At 74.5% G+C, this 19,799-nt stretch carries 21 protein-coding genes; 16 read left to right on the top strand and 5 right to left on the bottom strand.

Going from position 1 to position 19,799, the window contains the following annotated elements:
• The 16 genes from ACRYM6_RS03825 (at nt 1) to whiG (ending at nt 13,076) form a co-directional block, all read left to right on the top strand.
• Nucleotides 1–1,092, top strand: a complete 1,092-nt coding sequence (locus ACRYM6_RS03825; RefSeq protein WP_432541293.1) for an amidohydrolase family protein — start codon at nt 1–3, stop codon at nt 1,090–1,092.
• A gap of 127 nt (nt 1,093–1,219) precedes the next feature.
• Nucleotides 1,220–1,618, top strand: a complete 399-nt coding sequence (gene rpsP / locus ACRYM6_RS03820; protein ID WP_432541291.1) for a 30S ribosomal protein S16 — start codon at nt 1,220–1,222, stop codon at nt 1,616–1,618.
• A gap of 4 nt (nt 1,619–1,622) precedes the next feature.
• The gene (locus tag ACRYM6_RS03815) at nt 1,623–1,862 is read left to right on the top strand and encodes an RNA-binding protein (RefSeq protein ID WP_432511718.1); all 240 of its coding nucleotides are present in this window, start codon (nt 1,623–1,625) and stop codon (nt 1,860–1,862) included.
• A 77-nt stretch (nt 1,863–1,939) separates the two neighbouring features.
• Nucleotides 1,940–2,461, top strand: coding sequence for a ribosome maturation factor RimM (rimM, locus tag ACRYM6_RS03810; RefSeq protein ID WP_432541289.1), 522 nt, complete (start codon nt 1,940–1,942; stop codon nt 2,459–2,461).
• Nucleotides 2,461–3,303, top strand: a complete 843-nt coding sequence (gene trmD / locus ACRYM6_RS03805; protein WP_432541288.1) for a tRNA (guanosine(37)-N1)-methyltransferase TrmD — start codon at nt 2,461–2,463, stop codon at nt 3,301–3,303. Before rimM ends, trmD begins: the two co-directional genes overlap by 1 nt.
• 132 nt (nt 3,304–3,435) lie before the next feature.
• Nucleotides 3,436–3,798, top strand: a complete 363-nt coding sequence (gene rplS / locus ACRYM6_RS03800) for a 50S ribosomal protein L19 (protein ID WP_432541287.1) — start codon at nt 3,436–3,438, stop codon at nt 3,796–3,798.
• Nucleotides 3,799–3,936: 138 nt separating this feature from the next.
• On the top strand, nt 3,937–4,593 hold the full coding sequence (lepB, locus tag ACRYM6_RS03795) for a signal peptidase I (protein WP_432541285.1): 657 nt from the start codon (nt 3,937–3,939) through the stop codon (nt 4,591–4,593).
• Nucleotides 4,590–5,345 carry a signal peptidase I gene (gene lepB / locus ACRYM6_RS03790; RefSeq protein WP_432541283.1) on the top strand — a complete coding sequence of 252 codons (756 nt, stop codon included), beginning with the start codon at nt 4,590–4,592 and terminating at the stop codon, nt 5,343–5,345. The genes lepB (ACRYM6_RS03795) and lepB (ACRYM6_RS03790) overlap by 4 nt, the downstream gene beginning before the upstream one ends.
• The gene (locus ACRYM6_RS03785; protein WP_432541282.1) at nt 5,342–6,151 is read left to right on the top strand and encodes a ribonuclease HII; all 810 of its coding nucleotides are present in this window, start codon (nt 5,342–5,344) and stop codon (nt 6,149–6,151) included. Before lepB (ACRYM6_RS03790) ends, ACRYM6_RS03785 begins: the two co-directional genes overlap by 4 nt.
• A 7-nt stretch (nt 6,152–6,158) precedes the next feature.
• A complete protein-coding gene (locus ACRYM6_RS03780; RefSeq protein ID WP_432541280.1) occupies nt 6,159–6,485 on the top strand; it encodes a DUF2469 domain-containing protein in 327 nt (108 codons plus the stop codon).
• A 239-nt stretch (nt 6,486–6,724) separates the two neighbouring features.
• Nucleotides 6,725–7,093: a YraN family protein gene (locus ACRYM6_RS03775; RefSeq protein WP_432541279.1), complete on the top strand. Its 369-nt coding sequence runs from the start codon at nt 6,725–6,727 to the stop codon at nt 7,091–7,093.
• Entirely contained in the window at nt 7,093–8,646 is a 1,554-nt protein-coding gene (locus ACRYM6_RS03770; RefSeq protein WP_432541277.1) for a YifB family Mg chelatase-like AAA ATPase, read from the top strand. Before ACRYM6_RS03775 ends, ACRYM6_RS03770 begins: the two co-directional genes overlap by 1 nt.
• Complete coding sequence (gene dprA / locus ACRYM6_RS03765) at nt 8,643–9,824, top strand: DNA-processing protein DprA (protein ID WP_432541275.1); 1,182 nt, start codon at nt 8,643–8,645, stop codon at nt 9,822–9,824. Before ACRYM6_RS03770 ends, dprA begins: the two co-directional genes overlap by 4 nt.
• A 97-nt stretch (nt 9,825–9,921) precedes the next feature.
• The gene (locus ACRYM6_RS03760; RefSeq protein WP_432541274.1) at nt 9,922–11,091 is read left to right on the top strand and encodes an RtcB family protein; all 1,170 of its coding nucleotides are present in this window, start codon (nt 9,922–9,924) and stop codon (nt 11,089–11,091) included.
• 58 nt (nt 11,092–11,149) lie between these two features.
• Nucleotides 11,150–12,079 carry a tyrosine recombinase XerC gene (locus ACRYM6_RS03755; protein ID WP_432541273.1) on the top strand — a complete coding sequence of 310 codons (930 nt, stop codon included), beginning with the start codon at nt 11,150–11,152 and terminating at the stop codon, nt 12,077–12,079.
• Between the two features lie 151 nt (nt 12,080–12,230).
• Entirely contained in the window at nt 12,231–13,076 is an 846-nt protein-coding gene (gene whiG, locus ACRYM6_RS03750; protein WP_432541429.1) for an RNA polymerase sigma factor WhiG, read from the top strand.
• A gap of 32 nt (nt 13,077–13,108) precedes the next feature.
• On the opposite strand, the gene ACRYM6_RS03745 is transcribed toward whiG, so the two are convergent.
• From ACRYM6_RS03745 to rhaI, 5 genes are all read right to left on the bottom strand, one after another.
• On the bottom strand, nt 13,109–13,639 hold the full coding sequence (locus ACRYM6_RS03745) for a murein hydrolase activator EnvC family protein (RefSeq protein ID WP_432541271.1): 531 nt from the start codon (nt 13,637–13,639) through the stop codon (nt 13,109–13,111).
• Nucleotides 13,640–13,729: 90 nt separating this feature from the next.
• Nucleotides 13,730–14,965 carry an alpha-hydroxy acid oxidase gene (locus ACRYM6_RS03740; RefSeq protein WP_432541270.1) on the bottom strand — a complete coding sequence of 412 codons (1,236 nt, stop codon included), beginning with the start codon at nt 14,963–14,965 and terminating at the stop codon, nt 13,730–13,732.
• 23 nt (nt 14,966–14,988) lie between these two features.
• Nucleotides 14,989–16,434, bottom strand: a complete 1,446-nt coding sequence (locus ACRYM6_RS03735; RefSeq protein WP_432541268.1) for a rhamnulokinase — start codon at nt 16,432–16,434, stop codon at nt 14,989–14,991.
• Nucleotides 16,431–18,470 carry a bifunctional aldolase/short-chain dehydrogenase gene (locus ACRYM6_RS03730; protein ID WP_432541267.1) on the bottom strand — a complete coding sequence of 680 codons (2,040 nt, stop codon included), beginning with the start codon at nt 18,468–18,470 and terminating at the stop codon, nt 16,431–16,433. The genes ACRYM6_RS03735 and ACRYM6_RS03730 overlap by 4 nt, the downstream gene beginning before the upstream one ends.
• Complete coding sequence (gene rhaI / locus ACRYM6_RS03725; RefSeq protein WP_432541266.1) at nt 18,458–19,702, bottom strand: L-rhamnose isomerase; 1,245 nt, start codon at nt 19,700–19,702, stop codon at nt 18,458–18,460. Before rhaI ends, ACRYM6_RS03730 begins: the two co-directional genes overlap by 13 nt.
• Between the last annotated feature and the right edge of the window lie 97 nt (nt 19,703–19,799).

The following is a 19,799-nucleotide window of genomic DNA, read 5'->3' as shown; positions in this document are numbered from 1 at the left end:
GTGAGCGCGACCCACCTGCCCGGCCCGGTCCTCCTCGGCCCGGACGAGGTGGCCGGGCAGGCCTGGATCGTCGGGGGGCGCCTGACCTTCTCGAAGCCCGCCCGGGTCGGGTCCACCCTCCCCGGCTGGGTCCTGCCCGGGCTGGTCGACGCGCACTGCCACGTGGGGATCGGCCCGGACGGCCGGGTCCCCGACGAGGTCAGCGAGGCTCAGGCGCTCACCGACCGCGCGGCCGGGGCGCTGCTGCTGCGCGACGCGGGGTCGGCGTCGGAGACGCGCTGGATCGACGAGCGCGAGGACCTGCCGCGGATCGTACGCGCGGGACGGCACCTGGCCCGCACCCGGCGCTACCTGCGGGGGCTGGCCCACGAGATCGAACCCGAGGACCTCGTCGAGCACGTGCGCGTCGAGGCCCGGCGCGGTGACGGCTGGGTCAAGCTCGTCGGGGACTGGATCGACCGCACCACCGGTGACCTCGCGCCGTGCTGGCCCGCGGACGTCCTCGCCGCCGGGGTCGCCGCCGCCCACGAGGTCGGCGCGCGCGTCACCGTCCACCAGTTCGGCGAGGACGGCGTCGAGGACCTGCTCGCCGCCGGGGTCGACGGGATCGAGCACGGCACGGGGCTGCGGCCGGAGCTGCTGCCGCGGCTGGCCGCCGCCGGGGTCGCCGTCGTCCCCACGCTGGTGAACATCGCCACGTTCCCCGGCATCGCCGACCGGGGGGAGCCGAAGTTCCCCGCCTACGCCGCGCACGTGAGGGCGCTGCACGCCCGGCGGTACGAGAACGTCGCCGCCCTGCACGACGCGGGCGTCCCGCTGTTCGCCGGCACCGACGCCGGCAGCGTCCTGCCGCACGGGCTGATCGTCGACGAGCTGTTCGAGCTGGTCGCCGCCGGGCTGAGCCGCACCGCCGCCCTCGACGCCGCGGCGTGGTCGGCGCGGCGCTGGCTGGGGCACCCCGGGCTGGTCGAGGGCGCGAGCGCCGACCTGCTGGTCCTGGACGGCGACCCGCGACGCGACCTGCGGGTGCTGCGGGCCCCGCGGGTGGTGCTGCGCGGCCGTGTCGTGGACGGTGGGCGACCTCTGGCATGATGGACGGGCACTCGTTCGCCCAGGGACCCTCTCACCCGGGGCGCGCGTGTCCATGGACTGATCGTCCCGGCGTCCCCACACCGGAACGCTCCGTCCGACACTCCAGAACCGGGAGACACCCCACACCGTGGCTGTCAAGATTCGCCTCAAGCGCATGGGCCAGATCCGTGCGCCGTTCTACCGCGTCGTCGTCGCCGACTCCCGCAACAAGCGCGACGGGCGTGCGATCGAGGAGATCGGGATCTACAACCCGATGACCGACCCCTCGACCATCGAGATCAAGTCCGACCGGGCGCAGTACTGGCTCGGCGTCGGCGCGCAGCCGACCGAGCAGGTCGCCGCGCTGCTGAAAGTGACCGGCGACTGGCAGAAGTTCAAGAACCTGCCCGGCGCCGAGGGCACCTACCGCGTCCCGGCCACCAACACCAAGCCCCCGCGCGTTCCCGCCGGTGGTGTCGTGAAGGCTGCCGAGACCCCGGCCGAGGCGCCCGCCGCCGACGCCGAGACCCCGGCCGAAGAGTCCTGACCCGGTGCTCGCGGACGCTCTCGAGCACCTCGTGCGCGGCATCGTCGGTCACCCCGACGACGTGCAGGTGACGTCGAAGACGTTGCGGCGCGGTGCGTTGCTCGAAGTTCGCGTGCACCCGGACGACCTGGGCCGGGTCATCGGCCGTGCGGGTCGCACGGCCAAGGCGCTGCGCACCGTCATCGGTGCGCTCGCCGGCGGCAAGTCCGTGCGCGTCGACCTCGTCGACGTGGACCGCCGCTGAGGACCAGCAGTTCCCGGGACGCCGGGGTCGCTCCGGCGGCCCCGGCGTTCCGCCGTTCCCACCCTTGGAGCCGTTTCGTGGAGTACGTCGTCGCCCGCATCGGGCGCCCGCACGGGGTGCGCGGTGAGGTCACCGTCGAGCTGCGCACCGACGACCCCGACCAGCGCCTGGCCCCCGGGGCCGTCCTGCGCACCGAGCCGCCGGCCGGCCCGCTGACCGTCGCCTCGGCGCGCTGGCACAACCAGACGCTGCTGCTGACGTTCGCGGAGGTCGCCGACCGGACGGCCGTCGAGGCGCTGCGGGACACGCTGCTGCTCGTCGACGTCGACGAGGAGGCCGACGAGACCGACGACGCCTGGTACCCGCACCAGCTGCGGGGGCTGGCCGCCGTGACGGTCACGGGGACGCCGCTGGGCGTGGTCGCCGACCTGCTCACCGGTGCGGCGCAGGACGTCCTCGTCGTGACCGGCACCGACGGCCGCGAGGTGCTGGTGCCCTTCGTCCGCGCCCTCGTGCCGACCGTCGACGTGCGCCGGCGCAAGGTCGTGCTGAACCCGCCGGGTGGGCTGTTCGTCGAGCTGCCGGGGGACGAGCAGTAGTGCGCCTGGACGTCGTCACGATCTTCGCCGACTACCTGGCGCCGCTGCGGTTGTCCCTCATCGGCAAGGCGCAGGCGCAGGGGCTGCTGGACGTGCGGGTCCACGACCTGCGCGAGCACACCCACGACCGGCACCGCACGGTCGACGACACCCCCTACGGCGGCGGCGCCGGGCTGCTCATGAAGCCCGAGCCGTGGGGTGAGGCCCTCGACGCGCTGCTGGCCGATCCGCCGGCGGACGCGCGCGAGGACGGGCCCGTCCTGGTGGTCCCCTCCCCGGTGGGGGAGGTCTTCAGCCAGCGCGCGGCCGTGGAGCTGGCCGCCGAGCCGTGGCTCGTCTTCGCCTGCGGCCGCTACGAGGGCATCGACGCGCGCGTCGTGGAGCACTACCGCACCCGGGTCCGGGTCCGGGAGGTGTCCCTGGGCGACTACGTCCTCAACGGCGGGGAGGTCGCCGTCCTGGCGATCACCGAGGCCGTCGTGCGGCTGGTGCCGGGGGTCGTCGGCAACGCGGCGTCGCTGACCGAGGAGAGCCACGCCCCCGAGCACGACGGGCTGCTGGAGTACCCGGCCTACACCAAACCGGCCAGCTGGCGGGGGCTGGACGTGCCGGCCGTGCTCGCCGGCGGCAACCACGGCGCGGTCGAGCGGTGGCGCCGCGACGAGGCGTTGCGCCGCACCGCGTCCCGGCGCCCCGACGTGCTCGGGCGGCTGGACCCGGCGCGCTGCGACCGGCGCGACCTGGCCGTGCTGGCCGAGCTGGGGTGGGTCCCCGGTGATCACGGATTCTCGCCCACGGCCGCTGCTGTGGCAGACTCGTCGGTTGAAACCACCACGCCGTGACGGCCGGTGACCGCTGCCTCCGGGCCGCGGGGGGCACGCCCGCCACAGGGGGCCGCCCCGCCGGGCCACCGTCGCGGGACCGACACCTGCGCCGATGACCTGTGGCGTCCTGCAGGAGGAGAGAGCAGAGCCGTGAACGTGCTCGACAGCATCGACGCAGCATCGCTGCGCAACGACATCCCGGAGTTCCGCGCCGGCGACACCCTCAAGGTGCACGTCAAGGTCATCGAGGGCAGCCGCTCCCGTGTCCAGGTCTTCCAGGGCGTCGTCATCCGCCGCACCGGCGGCGGCATCCGCGAGGCCTTCACGGTCCGCAAGGTCAGCTTCGGCGTCGGCGTGGAGCGCACCTTCCCGCTGCACACCCCGGTCATCGAGAAGATCGAGGTCGTCACCCGCGGTGACGTGAAGCGCGCCAAGCTGTACTACCTGCGCGACCTGCGCGGCAAGGCCGCCAAGATCAAGGAGCGTCGCGACACGACGACCGCCCGCGGCTGAGACCGACGGACCGCGCACGAGCCGGGTTCCCCCGCGGGGAGCCCGGCTCGTGTCGTCCCGCCCCGCCCGCCGGGGTCCTGACTAGACTCACCCAGCCGCGCGGTCCGCGGTGAGCAGTCCCCGCGAGGCAGGAGTTCCGTGACGACCACCCCACCGCGGCCGTCCACCCGGCGCAGCCCGACCGGTGCCCGGGCCGTCCTGGTCCTGGCCATCGCGCTGCTGCTGGTCCTGCTGGTGCGCACCTTCGTGGTGCAGACCTTCTCGATCCCCTCCGACTCCATGCGCCCCACCCTCGAACCCGGCGAGCGCGTGCTCGTCTGGCGGGTCGACGCCGACGACGTCCGGCGCGGGGACGTCGTCGTCTTCGACGGCACCGGCACGTTCGCCGACGCCCCGCCGCCGCCGGAGGGCCTGGCCCGGCTCGGGGCCGCCGCAGCCGGGTTGCTCGGGTTCCGCCCCGGGGAGGCCGACTACGTCAAGCGCGTCGTGGGACTGCCCGGGGACCGGATCACCTGCTGCGACGAGCAGGGCCGGCTCCTCGTGAACGGCGAGCCGCTGGCCGAGCCGTACGTGTTCCCCGGTGACGCCGCCAGCGACGTCGAGTTCGACATCGCCGTGCCGCAGGGGAGACTGTGGTTGATGGGCGACCACCGCAGCGACTCCGTCGACTCCCGGTCCCACCTCGGCTCGCCCGGCGGCGGCACCGTGTCGGTGGACGACGTGATCGGGCGCGTGGTGGCCGTCACCTGGCCGCTGGGCGCGGTCGGGACCGTCGAACGGGGGAACGGGTCGTGAGCACCGAGCGCGAGGCGGAGCAGGACGTGGACGCACCCGGGGACCCCGCACCGCGCAGGCGGTCCGCCGCCGGCGGCTTCTTCGCCGCCGTCCGCGAGACCGTCCTGGTCGTCGCGGTCGCTCTGGTCGTCTCCCTCGTGGTGAAGACCTTCCTGCTGCAGGCCTTCTTCATCCCCTCGCAGTCCATGGAGCAGACCCTGGACATCGGCGACCGGGTCATCGTCAGCAAGCTCGCGCCGGGCCCCTTCGACCTGCACCGCGGTGACGTCGTCGTCTTCTCCGACCCCGGCGGCTGGCTCGACCCGACCGTCCCCACCCAGCGCGGTGCGGTCGGGACGGTCGTCGCCGACGTCCTCACGTTCGTGGGCCTGCTGCCGGAGGACTCCGACGACCACCTCATCAAGCGGGTCGTCGGCCTGCCCGGCGACCACGTCGTCTGCTGCGACGCGAACGGCCTGCTCACGGTGAACGGCACACCGGTCGACGAGTCCGCCTACCTGGCCGAGGGCGTGGTGCCGAGCGCCACCCAGTTCGACGTCACCGTCCCCGAGGGGATGCTGTGGGTGATGGGCGACAACCGCGCCGAGTCCGCCGACTCCCGCTACAACCGCGACAAGCCGCACGGCGGTTTCGTGCCGGTCGACCTCGTCGTCGGGCGGGCCTACGCCGTCGTCTGGCCCCTGTCGCACTGGTCGTGGCTGGGGACCCCGGACGACTTCGACTCCGTCAGCGGGCCGTCGGGGGTCTCGTGAGCCCCCGCCCCACCCGCAGGGTCCCCTCGTCCTCGGTGGCGCCCTCGCTGCGCCTGGAGCGGCAGTTCCTGCGGGCGGGCCACACCCTCGTCGCCGGCGCGGACGAGGTCGGCCGCGGGTCGCTGGCCGGGCCCGTCAGCATCGGCGTGCTCGTCGTCGACGCGTCCACCCCGACCGCGCCGCTCGGGCTGCGCGACTCCAAGCTGCTCACCCCCGCCGCGCGGGAGGCGCTGGCGCCCAAGGTGCGGCGCTGGGCCGTCGCCTGGGCCGTCGGGCACGCCGAGCCCGCCGAGATCGACGCCGTCGGCATCACGGCCGCGATGCGCCTCGCCGGCCGCCGCGCGCTCGCCCAGCTGCCCGTCCTCCCGGACCTGGTCGTCCTCGACGGCAACCAGGACTACCTCAGCGACCCGCGCGAGCCGTCGCTGCTGGACGAGCTCGACGGCGCCGTCCCCGCGCTGCCGTGCGCGGCGCCGCCGGTGACCACGCGCATCAAGGCGGACGTGACCTGCGCGGCCGTCGCCGGGGCCAGCGTCCTGGCCAAGACCACGCGCGACGCCCTGATGACGGCCCGGCACGCCGACTTCCCCCGGTACGGGTGGGCCGGCAACAAGGGCTACAGCGCCCCCGACCACCTCCAGGCCCTGGCCGAGCACGGCCCCTGCGAGCAGCACCGGCGCAGCTGGCGGCTGCCCGGGGTCGCGCTGCCCGCACCCCGGGCCGTGGAGGTGCCGGCGGAGGCGCCGGGCCCGGGCGACGCGCTCGCGGACCTCACCTCCGACACCTCGGTGGCACGACGGGCATGATGGTCCCGTGAGCGCAGAGGACCTCGAGAACTACGAGACCGAGATGGAGCTGCAGCTCTACCGCGAGTACCGCGACGTCGTGTCGCTGTTCTCCTACGTGGTGGAGACCGAGCGGCGCTTCTACCTCGCGAACTCGGTGGACCTGCAGGTGCGGACGGCGGACGGCGAGACCTACTTCGAGGTCACGCTGCACGACGCGTGGGTGTGGGACGTCTACCGCCCCGCCCGGTTCGTGCGGGACGTGCGCGTCGTGACGTTCAAGGACGTCAACGTCGAGGAGCTGCAGAAGCGCGACATCGAGGTGCCGGACACCCCCGAGCTCCGCGAGCGCTGAGGACGGCGCCGCCCATCCAGCCCCTGGATGACGCGATGCGTAACGCTTCTCGGCCGTGCGACGATGCACCCCGGGGACGCGCCCCACTGCCGGGGGGTCGCTGGGGCGCGTCCTCGCTGTGGACGACGGCCCGACGACGACGTCGCCGTCTCCACAGGGCCCGCTGAGCCCACCCGCCGTCCACAGCCCCTCCCGCCGCGCCCGGTCGCCGCCGCGCCCGCCGCAGGCTGGGCGCGGAGGTGGTGCACGTGCGTGCGCAGGACGCGGTGGGACGGTACGGGGAACGGGTGGCCGCGCGGTGGCTGACCGAGGCCGGCATGACGGTCGTGGAGCGGAACTGGCGGTGCCGGCACGGCGAGATCGACATCCTCGCCCGCGACGGGGACGTCCTGGTCGTCTGCGAGGTCAAGACCCGCCGCAGCGCCCGGGCGGGGACCGCGGCCGAAGCCGTCACGCCCGCCAAGCTGGCCCGGCTGCACGACCTCACCGCCGAGTGGCTCAAGACCCGGCCCGACGTCGCTCCCGCCGGGGTCCGCGTCGACGTCGTCGCCGTCGTCCCCGCCGAGCGCGGCCCGGCCCGCGTCGAGCACCTGCGCGGGGTGCTCTGATGGCGCTGGCCCGGTCCCTGGCCGTGGGGCTGGTCGGCCTCGACGGGCACCTCGTGGAGGTCGAGGCCGACATCTCCGCCGGTCTGCCCGCCTTCGTCCTCGTCGGGCTGCCCGACGCCTCGCTCAACGAGGCCAAGGACCGCGTGCGCGCGGCCACCGCGAACTCCGGCTTCCCGCTGCCCTCGCAGCGCATCACGGTCAACCTGTCCCCGGCGACGCTGCCCAAGAACGGCTCGGCGTTCGACCTGAGCGTGGCCGTCGCCACCCTCACCGCCGCCGGCGTCCTGCCCCCGCAGGCCTCGGCCGAGACCGCGCACCTCGGCGAGCTCGGCCTGGACGGCAGCGTCCGCGCCGTCGACGGCGTCCTGCCCGCCGTGCTGGCCGCCGCCCGGGCCGGGGTCCGCAGCGTCGTGGTGCCCGAGAGCACCGCCGAGGAGGCCGCCCTCGTGCCCGGCATCGCCGTCCGCGGGGTGCGCTGGCTGGCCGAGCTCGTCGCCGACTACCGCGGTGACCCGCCGCTGGACCTGCCCGACCCGCCGCGCGCGTTCGTCCCACCCCCGCGCACCGGCGCCGGGCGCCCCCTCGACCTCGCCGACGTCGTCGGGCAGGCCGAGGCCCGCTCCGCGCTGGAGGTCGCCGCCGCCGGCGGCCACCACCTGCTCATGAACGGGCCGCCGGGGGCCGGCAAGACGATGCTCGCCGCCCGCCTGCCCGGCCTGCTGCCCGACCTGGAGGAGGAGGCCGCCCTCGAGGTGACGGCCGTGCACTCCGTCGCCGGCACCCTGCGCGGGCGGCCCGGGACGGCGCTGATCACCCGGCCGCCGTACGAGGACCCGCACCACACCGCCTCGGTCGCCTCCCTCGTCGGCGGGGGCAGCGGCGTGCCGCGACCCGGAGCGGTCTCCCGCGCCCACCGCGGCGTGCTGTTCCTCGACGAGGCCCCCGAGTTCGAGGCCCGCGTCCTGGACGCCCTGCGCCAGCCCCTCGAGCACGGCGAGCTGGTCCTGCACCGCGCCCGCGGCACCGCCCGCTACCCCGCCCGGTTCCAGCTGGTGCTGGCCGCCAACCCCTGCCCGTGCGGCCGGGCCGTCGGCAAGGGCGTCGACTGCACCTGCACCCCGCAGGCCCGCCGCCGCTACGCCACCAAGCTGTCCGGCCCCCTGCTCGACCGGGTCGACGTGCAGCTGCAGGTCCACGCCGTCACCCGCGCCGAGGTCGCCGAACCCCGGGCCGGGGAGTCGACGGCCGTCGTCGCCGCCCGGGTCGCCCAGGCCCGCGGCGTGCAGCGGGAACGGTTACGGCGGCACGGGATCGACACCAACGGCGAGCTCAGGGGCCCGCTGCTGCGCGGCCCGCTGCGCCTGCCGGGCCAGACCACCCGCGACCTCGACCGGGCGCTGGACCGCGGCGCCCTCACCCTGCGCGGCCTCGACCGCGTGCTGCGGCTGGCCTGGACCGTCGCGGACCTGCGCGGCGCCACGACCCCCGACCGCGACGACGTGGGCCGCGCCCTGGCGCTGCGCGGGGCCGCCGCGACGGGGGTGGGCGCGTGACCCGGCGCCCCGTCCCCGCCCAGCGGCCCGTGCCCCCGGCCCTGCGCGCCGCCCTGGACGACGACCGCCTCGCCCGCGCTGCCTGGAGCCGCCTGGCCGAACCCGGTGACGGCGCCGCGGCCCGGCTCGTCGCCGAGGTCGGGGCCCCGCTCGCGCTGGAGGCGGTCGTCACCGGCCGCGGCCCCGAGCGGTGGCAGACCCGGCTGCACGAGACCGACCCCGCCGGCGACGTCGCCGCCGTCCGCGCCGCCGGTGGCCGCCTCCTCGTCCCCGGCGACGCCGAGTGGCCCACCACCCTGGCCGACCTCGACGTCGACACCACGGGCGAGCGCCCCCTCGGGGCGCCGTTCTGCCTGTGGGTGCGCGGCCCGGCCGACCTGGCCGACGCCACCCGCCGCAGCGCCGCCCTCGTCGGCTCGCGGGCCGCGACCGCCTACGGCCAGCACGTCGCCGCCGAGCTCGCGGTGGGCCTGTCCGACCGCGGGTTCGCCGTCGTCAGCGGCGGGGCGTTCGGCATCGACGCCGCCGCGCACCGCTCGGCGCTCGCGGTCGAGGGGGTGAGCGTCGCGGTCCTGGCCTGCGGGGTGGACCGCAGCTACCCCGCGGGGAACGCGGCGCTGCTGGCGCGGCTGGCGCGCACGGGTGCGCTGGTCTCGGAGGTCCCGCCCGGGGCGACGCCCACGCGGTGGCGGTTCCTGGAGCGCAACCGGCTCATCGCGGCGCTGACCCGCGGCACCGTCGTGGTGGAGGCGGCCTGGCGCTCCGGGGCGCTGTCGACGGCCGACCGGGCCGAGCGCCTGCTGCGGCCGGTGGGGGCGGTGCCCGGGCCGGTGACGTCGGCGGCCTCGGCGGGCTGCCACCGGCTGCTGCGCGAGCGCGGTGCGGTGTGCGTCACGAGCGCGGACGAGGTCGCCGAGCTCCTGGGCGACCTCGGCCGGGAACCGGTGCGGGCACCCCGGGTGCGGGCCCGCCCCTTCGACGGCCTCGAACGCGACGAGCTGCGGGTGGCCGAGTGCCTGCCGCGCCGGGGCGGCGGGGGGCTGGAGCAGCTCGCGCGGGACAGCGGGCTGGACGTGCCGGGGGTGCAGGCGATCCTGGGCCGGCTGGAGCTGTCCGGTCACGCCGTGCGGGTCGAGGACGGGTGGCGACGGGGGGCGGCGACGGAGGTGGTGGCGTGAAAAGCGGTGGGCACCGCGGCGGGGCGTGCGTATCGTCGTCCCTCGTGCCTGGCGCGGGAACCGTTGCCGCGCAGGCTGAGCGGAGAGAGGGCGAGTCGTGGAGCGGCTGACGGACAAGCTGGTGAACTGGGCGTCGATCCTGGAGGAGAAGACGCGCCGGCAGGCCGAGACGGCCGCCACCATGCCGTTCATCCACCCGCACATCGCCTTGATGCCCGATGCCCACCTGGGCAAGGGGGCGACCGTCGGGTCGGTCATCCCGACCGACGGGGCGATCATCCCGGCGGCCGTGGGCGTCGACATCGGCTGCGGCATGATCGCCGTGCGGACGCAGTTCACGGCGGCCGACCTGGTCGGCCGGGACCTGTCGGTGCTGCGGGAGGCCATCGAGCGCTCGGTCCCGCTGTCGGCCGGCGCCGCGAACCGGGACGTGTCGGCGACCGCCGCACCGCGGGTGGCCGAGCTCGAGGCGCTCGAACCGCACCGCGCGCCGTTCCGCGAGCAGCTGGTCCCGAAGTGCCGGACGGCCCTGGGCACCCTGGGGTCGGGCAACCACTTCATCGAGGTGTCCCTGGACGAAGCGGACGCGGTCTGGCTGTTCCTGCACTCCGGTTCCCGGGGGCCGGGCAACAAGCTGGCCACCCACCACATCGCGGTGGCCCAGCGGCTGTGCGCGCAGTGGTTCGTGCCGCTGCCGGACCGGGACCTGGCCTACCTCGTGGAGGGCACGCCGGAGTTCGACGAGTACGTCGCGGACCTGCGCTGGGCCCAGCACTTCGCGCTGCTCAACCGCGAGGAGATGATGGACCGCGTCGCCGCGCGGCTCGGGGAGTTCCTCGGGGCCGACGTGGAGGACCGCGAGCGCATCAACTGCCACCACAACTACACCTCCCGCGAGCGGCACTTCGGCCGCGAGGTGTGGCTGTCGCGCAAGGGCGCCATCCGGGCCGACGCGGGGCGCCCGGGTCTGGTGCCCGGGTCCATGGGCACGGCCAGCTACGTGGTGGTGGGCAAGGGGAACCGGATGTCCCTGGACTCCTCCCCGCACGGCGCCGGGCGCGAGTACAGCCGGTCCGCGGCGCGCCGCACGTTCACCCGCGAGCAGCTGCGGGAGTCGATGCGGGGCATCGAGTACCGCGACACCGACGCCTTCCTCGACGAGATCCCGGCCGCCTACAAGGACATCGACCGGGTCATGGCCGACGCGGCCGACCTGGTGGAGGTGCGGCACACGCTGCGCCAGGTCGTGAACGTCAAGGGCGACTGACCCGTCCCGACCGGCGCGGCGGCTTGCGCCGCGCCGGTGGGCGGGCGACGGTGCGGGGGTGGGGCGCGAGGACCTGACCGGGCTGCTGTCGGCGTTCGCCACCCACCTGCGCGCCGAGCGCAACCGCTCCGAGCACACCGTGCGCGCGTACTGCGCGGACGTGCGCGACCTGCTCACCACGACGGTCCCCGCGGCCGACGACGGGACGCTGGACCTGGACCTGCTGGGGCTGGCCGACCTGCGGGCCTGGCAGACGCGGGGGGCGGGCGACCTGCGGCGCTCGACGCTGGCGCGCCGGGCGGCCGCGGTGCGCACGTTCACGGCGTGGGCGCACCGCACGGGGCGGGCCGCCGCGGACCCGGGGCTGCGGTTGCAGGCGCCGAAGCGGTCCCGGGAGCTGCCCCGGGTGCTGGCGCAGTCGCAGGTGCGGGCGGCGCTGGAACCGGCGGTGCGGGCGCGAGAGGAGGGCCCGGGCGCCGACCCGGTCGCGCTGCGGGACGGCGCGGTCCTGGAGCTGCTGTACGCCACGGGGTGCCGGGTGGCCGAGCTGGTGGGCCTGGACGTGCCGGACCTGGACGTGGAGCACCGCACGGCGCGGGTGCTGGGCAAGGGGGACCGGCAGCGGACGGTCCCGTTCGGGACGCCGGCGCTGCGGGCGGTGCAGGCGTGGCTGGATCACGGGCGACCGCACCTGACCGGGCCGGGGTCGGGGGAGGCGTTGTTCCTCGGGGTGCGGGGGCGCAGGATGGACCAGCGGCAGGTCCGCACCGTGGTGAACCGGGCGGTGGCCGCGGTCCCGGGTGCCCCGCACACGTCCCCGCACGGTCTGCGGCACGCGGCCGCGACGCACATGCTGGACGGGCGAGCTGACCTTCGTAGCGTACAGGAGTTGCTCGGTCACGCTACGCTGTCAACGACGCAGATCTACACGCACGTCTCCGTGGAGCGACTGCGGAGTTCGCACCGTCAGGCCCACCCACGGGCCTGAGGTCCGGGGGAGGAGCACGGTGGAAGCAGCAGCGGGGAACGAGCGCGCCTCCACGGTCCCGTCCGACCTGCGCGTGGTCGACGACGGTCAGGAGCGCGGCATCGACACCACCGGCACGACCGAGCAGCAGTCCACCCCGCCCGCGGACGAGGTGCAGCCGGCGGGCCGGCCACAGGCCAACGCCCGCTTCACCAGCCGCAAGGGCAAGGGTCCCTCGACGCCGGAGCAGGAGGCCGCCGAGGCCGCGCTGCGGGCGATGTGGGAGGAGTTCAAGGCCACCGCGGACCCGTACGTGCGCGAGAAGCTGATCATGCACTACTCGCCGCTGGTCAAGTACGTGGCCGGGCGCGTCGGCGTGGGCCTGCCCCCGAACATCGAGCAGGCCGACCTCGTCTCCTACGGCATCTTCGGGCTCATCGACGCCATCGAGAAGTTCGACATCGAACGCGCCATCAAGTTCGAGACCTACGCCATCTCCCGCATCCGCGGCGCCATCATCGACGAGCTGCGCGCCATCGACTGGATCCCGCGGTCGGTGCGCAGCAAGGCCCGCGAGGTCGAGCGCACGTACGCCACCCTCGAGGGGGAGCTGCACCGCACCCCCACCGAGGCGGAGGTGGCCGACCGGATGGGCATCGCCCTGTCCGACCTGCACCACATCTTCAGCCAGGTCTCCTACGTCAACGTCGTCGCGCTCGACGAGCTGCTCAGCGTCTCGGGGGAGAAGGGCGACAAGCTCTCCCTGGTCGACACCCTCGAGGACACCAAGGCCGAGGACCCCGTCGCCGCGTTCGAGAGCGAGGAGACGAAGTTCCTGCTGTCCCGGGCGATCAACCAGCTGCCCGAGCGCGAGAAGATCGTCGTGACGCTCTACTACTACGAGGGCCTGACGCTCGCCGAGATCGGGCGGGTCCTGGGGGTCACCGAGTCGCGCATCTGCCAGATGCACACCAAGGCCGTCCTGCAGCTGCGCGGCAAGCTGGCCGACGCCGGCTGACCCGGCCGGCTCACGGCCGGCTCACGGCCGGCTCACGACCGACCCAGCGGCAGCAGGACGGGCGCGGCGGCACGCAGCCGCGCCAGCGGGTCGAGGTAGGTCTCGCCGGCGCGCAGCCCGAGGTGCAGGCAGGGGACGGCGCAGTGCCGCGGTGCGGCGGCCAGCGCGCCCAGCACCTCTCCGGCCCGCACCTGCTCGCCCGGGCGGACGGCCGCCTCGAGCGGTTCGTACGTCGTGCGCGTGCCGTCGGGGTGCAGGACCACCACGACCCCGCGCCCGGCCACCGGCCCGGCGAAGGACACCGTCCCGGCGGCGACCGCTACCACCGCCCGGCCCGGGTCGGCGGCGAGGTCGACGCCGCGGTGACCGGCCTCGTACCGGCCCACGTCCTCGAAACCGCGCAGCACTCGCGGCGGGTCGACCGGCCAGCCCCACGACGGGGTGCCCGCGGCCGCCGGCGGCGGTGCGGGAGGGGGCGCGGGGGCGGGGGCGGCCACCGTCGCGGCGGCCACCCCCGCCGCCGCGAGAGCGACCACACCCGTCGGCAGCAGCGAGCTCAGCACCCCGTCAGCCTCGCCCGCGCAAGCGTCGGCGCCGCCCCGGGCGGTTCCCCTCGGTGGACGCGGGCGACCTGTGGAGCCCGGGGCGGCGGATCAGGGCAGGGGACGCGGGGCGAGCCGTTGCAGCTGGGTGACGTGGGCCGGGGTGAGTTCGGCGAGGCTGGTGACCTCGAGGAGCTTCATGGTGCGGACGACCTGGTCGGACAGGATGGAGATGGCCTTGTCCACCCCGGCCCGGCCGCCGGCCATCAGGCCGTAGAGGTAGGCCCGCCCGATGAGGGTGAACCTGGCGCCCAGGGCGATGGAGGCGACGATGTCGGCGCCGTTCATGATGCCGGTGTCGATCGCGATCTCGGTGTCGCGCCCGACCTCGCGGACCACCTCGGGCAGCAGGTGGAACGGGATGGGGGCGCGGTCGAGCTGACGACCGCCGTGGTTCGACAGGATGATCCCGTCGACCCCGAGGTCGGCCAGCTTGCGCGAGTCCGGGACGTTCTGGACGCCTTTCACGACGAGCTTGCCCGGCCACATCGCGCGGATCTCGGCGAGGTCGTCGTAGGAGATGGAGGGGTCCATGGCGTAGTCGAGCAGTTCGCCGACGGTGCCCCCGGTCTCGGTGAGGGAGGCGAACTCCAGCTTGCGGGTGGTGAGGAAGTCGAACCACCAGGCGGGGCGGATCGCGGTGTCCAGCACGGTGGTCAGGCTGATCTGCGGGGGGATGGAGAACCCGTTGCGCTTGTCCCGCAGCCGGGCTCCGGCCACGGGGGTGTCGACGGTGAACATGAGGGTGTCGAACCCGGCGCGGGCGGCGCGCTCGACGAGGCCGTAGGAGATCTCGCGCTTGCGCATGACGTAGAGCTGGAACCAGTTGCGGCCGGTGGGGTTGGCCGCCTTGACGTGCTCGATGGTGGTGGTGCCCAGGGTGGAGAGGGTGAAGGGGATCCCGGCGGCACCGGCGGCCCCGGCGCCGGCCTCCTCGCCCTCGGTCTGCATGAGGCGGGTGAAACCGGTGGGGGCGATGCCGAACGGCATCGCGGACGGGCCGCCGAAGATCGTGGTGGAGGTGTCGACCTTGGAGACGTCCTTCAGGATGGAGGGGTGGAACTCGACGTCGCTGAAGGCCTGGCGGGCGCGGGCCAGGGAGACCTCGCCCTCGGCGGAGCCGTCGGTGTAGTCGAAGGCGGCCTTGGGGGTGCGCTTCTTCGCGATGCGGCGCAGGTCCTCGATCGTCAGGGCCGCGTCGAGCCGTCGCTTCCGGCCGTTGAGCTCGGGTTTCTTGAAGCTCACCAGGTCCAGCACCTCGGCCGGGTTCGGGACTTGTCGTTTCACGGGGTCTCCTCGGGGGCGGCGGATCAGCGGGGGAGGTGGCGGACGACGTCGGCGGACCGTCGCGCGACGGCGCGCAGCTCCTCCAGGTCCGGGCCGAGCCGGCCGGCGGCGCGGGCCTGCACGAGCAGGTTGCCCATGGCGGTGGCCTCGACGGGACCGGCGAGCACGGGCAGCCCGGTGCGGTCGGCGGTCGCCTGGCACAGCAGGGTGTTCAGCGACCCGCCGCCGACGAGGTGGACCACCGAGACCTCGTGGTCGGCGATCCGGACGGCGTCGGCGACCGCCCGCGCGAACGCCGCGGCCAGGCTCTCGACGATGCTGCGCACCGTCTGCGCCGGGGACTGCGGGACGGGTTCACCGTGGGCGCGGCACCAGTTCCGGATGCGGGCCGGGACGTCCCCGGGCGCCAGGAACGCCGGGTCGTCCACGTCGAACACCGCCACCGGCTCGGTGATGGCGGCGGCCTCGGCGAGCAGGTCCGACAACCGGCTGGAGCGCTGGGCGTCGGTCGCCGCGGGGTCCCAGTGCCGCAGCGACTCGCTCAGCAGCCACAACCCCATGACGTTGCGCAGGAACCGGGTGCGGCCGTCGACCCCGCCCTCGTTGGTGAAACCGGCCTCGCGGGCGTCGTCGGTCAGGACGGGGTCCTTCAGCTCCAGCCCCACCAGCCCCCACGTCCCGCAGGAGATGTACGCGAAGTCGGTCCCGGTGGCCGGGACGGCGACGACGGCCGAGGCGGTGTCGTGCGAACCCACCGCCACCACCTCCAGGTCGCGCCCCACGACGTCGGCGACCTCGGGCGACAGCCGCCCGACGCGCGTGCCGGGGTCGACCAGCGGCGGCAGCAGGTGCGGCCGGATCCCCAGGGTGCGGGCGAGGTCGACGTCCCACTCCCCGGTGCGCGCGTCGAGCAGCCCGGTGGTGGAGGCGTTGGTGCGCTCGGCCACCACGGCCCCGGTGAGCCAGAACCCGAGGAGGTCGGGGATCAGCAGGAACCGGTCGGCCAGTTCCAGCAGCGGCCCCTCGGTGGCCAGCTGGAACACCGTGTTGAAGGGCAGGTGCTGCAGGCCGTTGCGGGCGAACAGGTCCGCGGCCGGGACCTCGGCGTGGACGGCCGCGACCCCGGCCTCGTTGCGCGCGTCGCGGTAGTGGAACGGCACGCCCAGCAGCCGCTGCCCGGCCAGCAGGCCGTAGTCCACGGCCCAGGAGTCCACCCCGACGCTCGTGATCTGCCCGGGGTGGGCCCGCTCGGCCGCGGCCAGCCCCGCCAGGACCTGCCGGTACAGCTCCAGGACGTTCCAGTGCAGCTGGTCGCGGGTGCGCACCGGGCCGTTGCCGAACCGGGACACGTGCCGCAGCCGCAGCTCGGCGCCGTCGGGGCCGTCCTGGAGGTGACCGAGGATGACGCGGCCGCTGGTCGCCCCGAGGTCGACGGCCGCGAACGCCTGTTCCTCCGCCGCCGGGCTCATCGCAGGAAGGCGGCGGCGACGCCGGCGTCGACCGGGACGTGCAGGCCGGTGGTGTGCGACAGTTCCCCGCCGGTCAGGACGAACACCGCGTTGGCGACGTGCTCGGGCAGGACCTCGCGCTTGAGCAGGGTCCGCTGGGCGTAGAACTTCCCGAGGTCGTCCTCGGCGATGCCGTACGTCTTGGCGCGCTGGGCGCCCCAGCCGCCGGCGAAGATCCCCGACCCGCGCACGACCCCGTCGGGGTTGACGCCGTTGACCTTGATGCCGTGCTCGCCGAGCTCGGCGGCCAGCAGCCGGACCTGGTGGGCCTGGTCGGCCTTGACCGCGGAGTAGGCGATGTTGTTCGGCCCGGCGAACACGGAGTTCTTCGAGGCGATGTAGACGATGTCCCCGCCCAGACCCTGGGCGATGAGGACCCGCGCGGCGGCCTGAGCGACGAGGAAGGAGCCCTTGGCCATGACGTCGTGCTGCAGGTCCCAGTCCTTCTCGGTGGTCTCCAGCAACGGTTTGGAGATCGACAGCCCGGCGTTGTTGACGACGAGGTCCAGCCCGCCGAAGGCCAGCACGGCCTCGTCGACCGCGGCGCGGACGGCCTCGGGGTTCGACACGTCGGCGGCGACGCCCACCGCGACGTCGGTGGAGCCGAGTTCGGCCGCGGCGGCCCGCGCCGTGGCCAGGTCCAGGTCGGCCACGACGACGCAGGCGCCCTCGGCGGCCAGGCGGGTGGCGATGGCCTTGCCGATGCCGGAGGCGGCGCCGGTGACCAGCGCGATCCGCGTCGCCAGGGGTTTCGGCTTCGGCATCCGGGCGAGCTTGGCCTCCTCCAGCGCCCAGTACTCGATGCGGAACTTCTCCGCCTCGTCGATGGGGGCGTAGGTGGAGACGCCTTCGGCGCCGCGCATGACGTTGATGGCGTTGACGTAGAACTCACCGGCGACGCGGGCGGTCTGGGCGTCCTTGCCGTAGGAGAACATCCCCACGCCGGGGACCAGGACGATCAGCGGGTCCGCACCGCGGATGGCGGGGGAGTCCGGGCTCGCGTGGCGGTCGTAGTAGGCCTGGTAGTCGGCGCGGTAGGCCTCGTGCAGCGTCTTCAGCCGCTCGACCTGCTCCTCGACGGTGGCGGTGGCGGGCAGGTCCAGCACGAGGGGTTTGACCTTGGTGCGCAGGAAGTGGTCGGGGCAGGAGGTGCCCAGCGCGGCCAGGCGGGAGTGCTCGGCGCGGGCGAGGAAGTCCAGCACCGCCTCGGAGTCGGTGAAGTGCCCGACCTGCGGCTTGTCGTGGCTGGCGATGCCGCGGATGACCGGGGCCAGGGCGGCGGCCCGGGCCCGGCGCTGCTCCGGCGGCAGGGCCTGGTAGCCGTCCAGGACGGCCCCGAACGGTTCGGGCGCGGAGTTCTCGGCGAGGTACGCCTCGGCGGTCTCGATGATCCAGCGGGAGTTCGCCTCCGCTTCGGCGGAGGTGTCGCCCCAGGCGGTGATGCCGTGACCGCCGAGGATCGTGCCGACGGCCTGCGGGTTCGCGTCCTTGAGCGCGGCGATGTCGAGGCCGAGCTGGAACCCCGGACGGCGCCAGGGCACCCAGACGACCTTGTCGCCGAACACCTTCGACGTCAGTTCCTGCCCGTCGGCGGCGCAGGCGAGGGCGATGCCGGCGTCGGGGTGCAGGTGGTCCACGTGCGCGGCGTCGACCAGGGCGTGCATGGCGGTGTCGATGGACGGTGCGGCACCACCCTTGCCGTGCAGGCAGTAGTCGAACGCGGCGACCATCTCGTCCTCGCGCTCCACGCCGGGGTAGACGTGCTTCAGGGCCCGCACGCGGTCCAGGCGCAGCACGGCCAGACCCTGCTCGGTCAGGGTGCCGAGGTCACCGCCGGAACCCTTCACCCACAGCAGTTCCACGTCCTCGCCGGTGACGGGGTCGACGGCGGTGCCCTTGGCGGAGGTGTTCCCGCCGGCGTAGTTGGTGAACCGCGGATCCGCCCCGAGGGCGTTCGACCGCGCGATCAGGTCGTCGACGGTGCTCATGCTCCCCATCCAGCCTGCTGGCCGCCGATGCGCTCGGCGGCGGTCCGTTCGAGGTACCCCGAGGCCTTGAAGGCGGCCATCGGGTCGGCGTCCAGGCCCATCGACTCGCGCAGCTCGGCGAGCAGGGGGCGGACGTCGGTGTGGAAGGCGTCCATGAACACGTCGTGCGCGCCCAGGACGTCCCCGGCGCGCTGGGCCGCGGTGAGCGCCTCCCGGTCCACCAGCAGGGCCTTGGCGGTGGCCTGCTGGATGTTGGTGACCGAGCGGATCTGACCGGGGATCTTCTCCTCGACGTTGTGGCACTGGTCGAGCATGAAGTTCACGCCCGGTCCGGCCGGGTCCCACGCGACGCCGGGTCCGTGCGCGGGTTCCAGCGCCCCCGAGCGGACGATCTCGTACGTGATCCGGAACAGCTGGAACGGGTCGGCGGCGCCGGCCATGAGGTCGTCGTCGGCGTAGAACCGGGAGTTGAAGTCGAACGCGCCCAGGCGCCCGGCGCGCAGCAGCTGCACGACGATGAACTCGATGTTCGTGCCCGGCGCGTGGTGGCCGGTGTCGAGGACGACCTTCGCGCGCTCACCCAGGGCCAGGCAGTGCAGCAGCGAGGTGCCCCAGTCGGGGATGTCGGTGTGGTAGAACGCCGGCTCGAAGAACTTGTACTCCAGCACCAGCCGGTGGTCGTCGTCGAGCAGGGCGTAGACCTGCTGCAGGGACTCGGCGAGGCGTTCCTGGCGGTCGCGCAGGTCGTCCTGGCCAGGGTAGTTGGTGCCGTCGGGCAGCCACAGCTTCAGCTCCTTCGAGCCGGTGGCGCGCATGACGTCGACGCACTGCGCGTGGTGGGCCACGGCCTTGGCGCGGACCGCGGCGTCGGGGTGGGTCAGGGACCCGAACTTGTAGTCGTCGTCCTGGAACAGGTTCGAGTTGATCGTGCCGATGCGCACGCCGGCGTCGGCGGCGTGGGCGGCGAGCTTGCCGTAGTCGTCGACCAGGTCCCACGGGATGTGCAGCGACACCCGCGGGGCGATGCCGGTGAAGCGGTGCACCTGGGCAGCGTCGCTGATCTTCTCGAACGGGTCGCGGGGGGTCCCGGGAGTGCCGAACACCTTGAACCGGGTGCCGGAGTTCCCGAACGCCCACGACGGCAGTTCGATGGTCTGGGTGCGCAGCGTCGCCAGGGCCCGCTCGCGCAGGGTGGCGGAGGTCGGGGGGGTCGGGGGGACCGGCGCGGTCGCGTCGTTCATCAATCACTCCACTCCGTCGGGGTGGCTGCAGCGTACGCAGCTTTTGACACGTTTCACAAGCGCCTCGGAGCGCCTGGGTGAATCGTGTCAACGACGG

This window comes from Kineococcus rugosus (genome assembly GCF_050871975.1).
In the GTDB taxonomy this organism is placed as follows: domain Bacteria; phylum Actinomycetota; class Actinomycetes; order Actinomycetales; family Kineococcaceae; genus Kineococcus.
The sequence above is the reverse complement of the archived record's forward strand: the minus strand, read 5'-3'. Positions and strand labels throughout refer to the sequence as shown.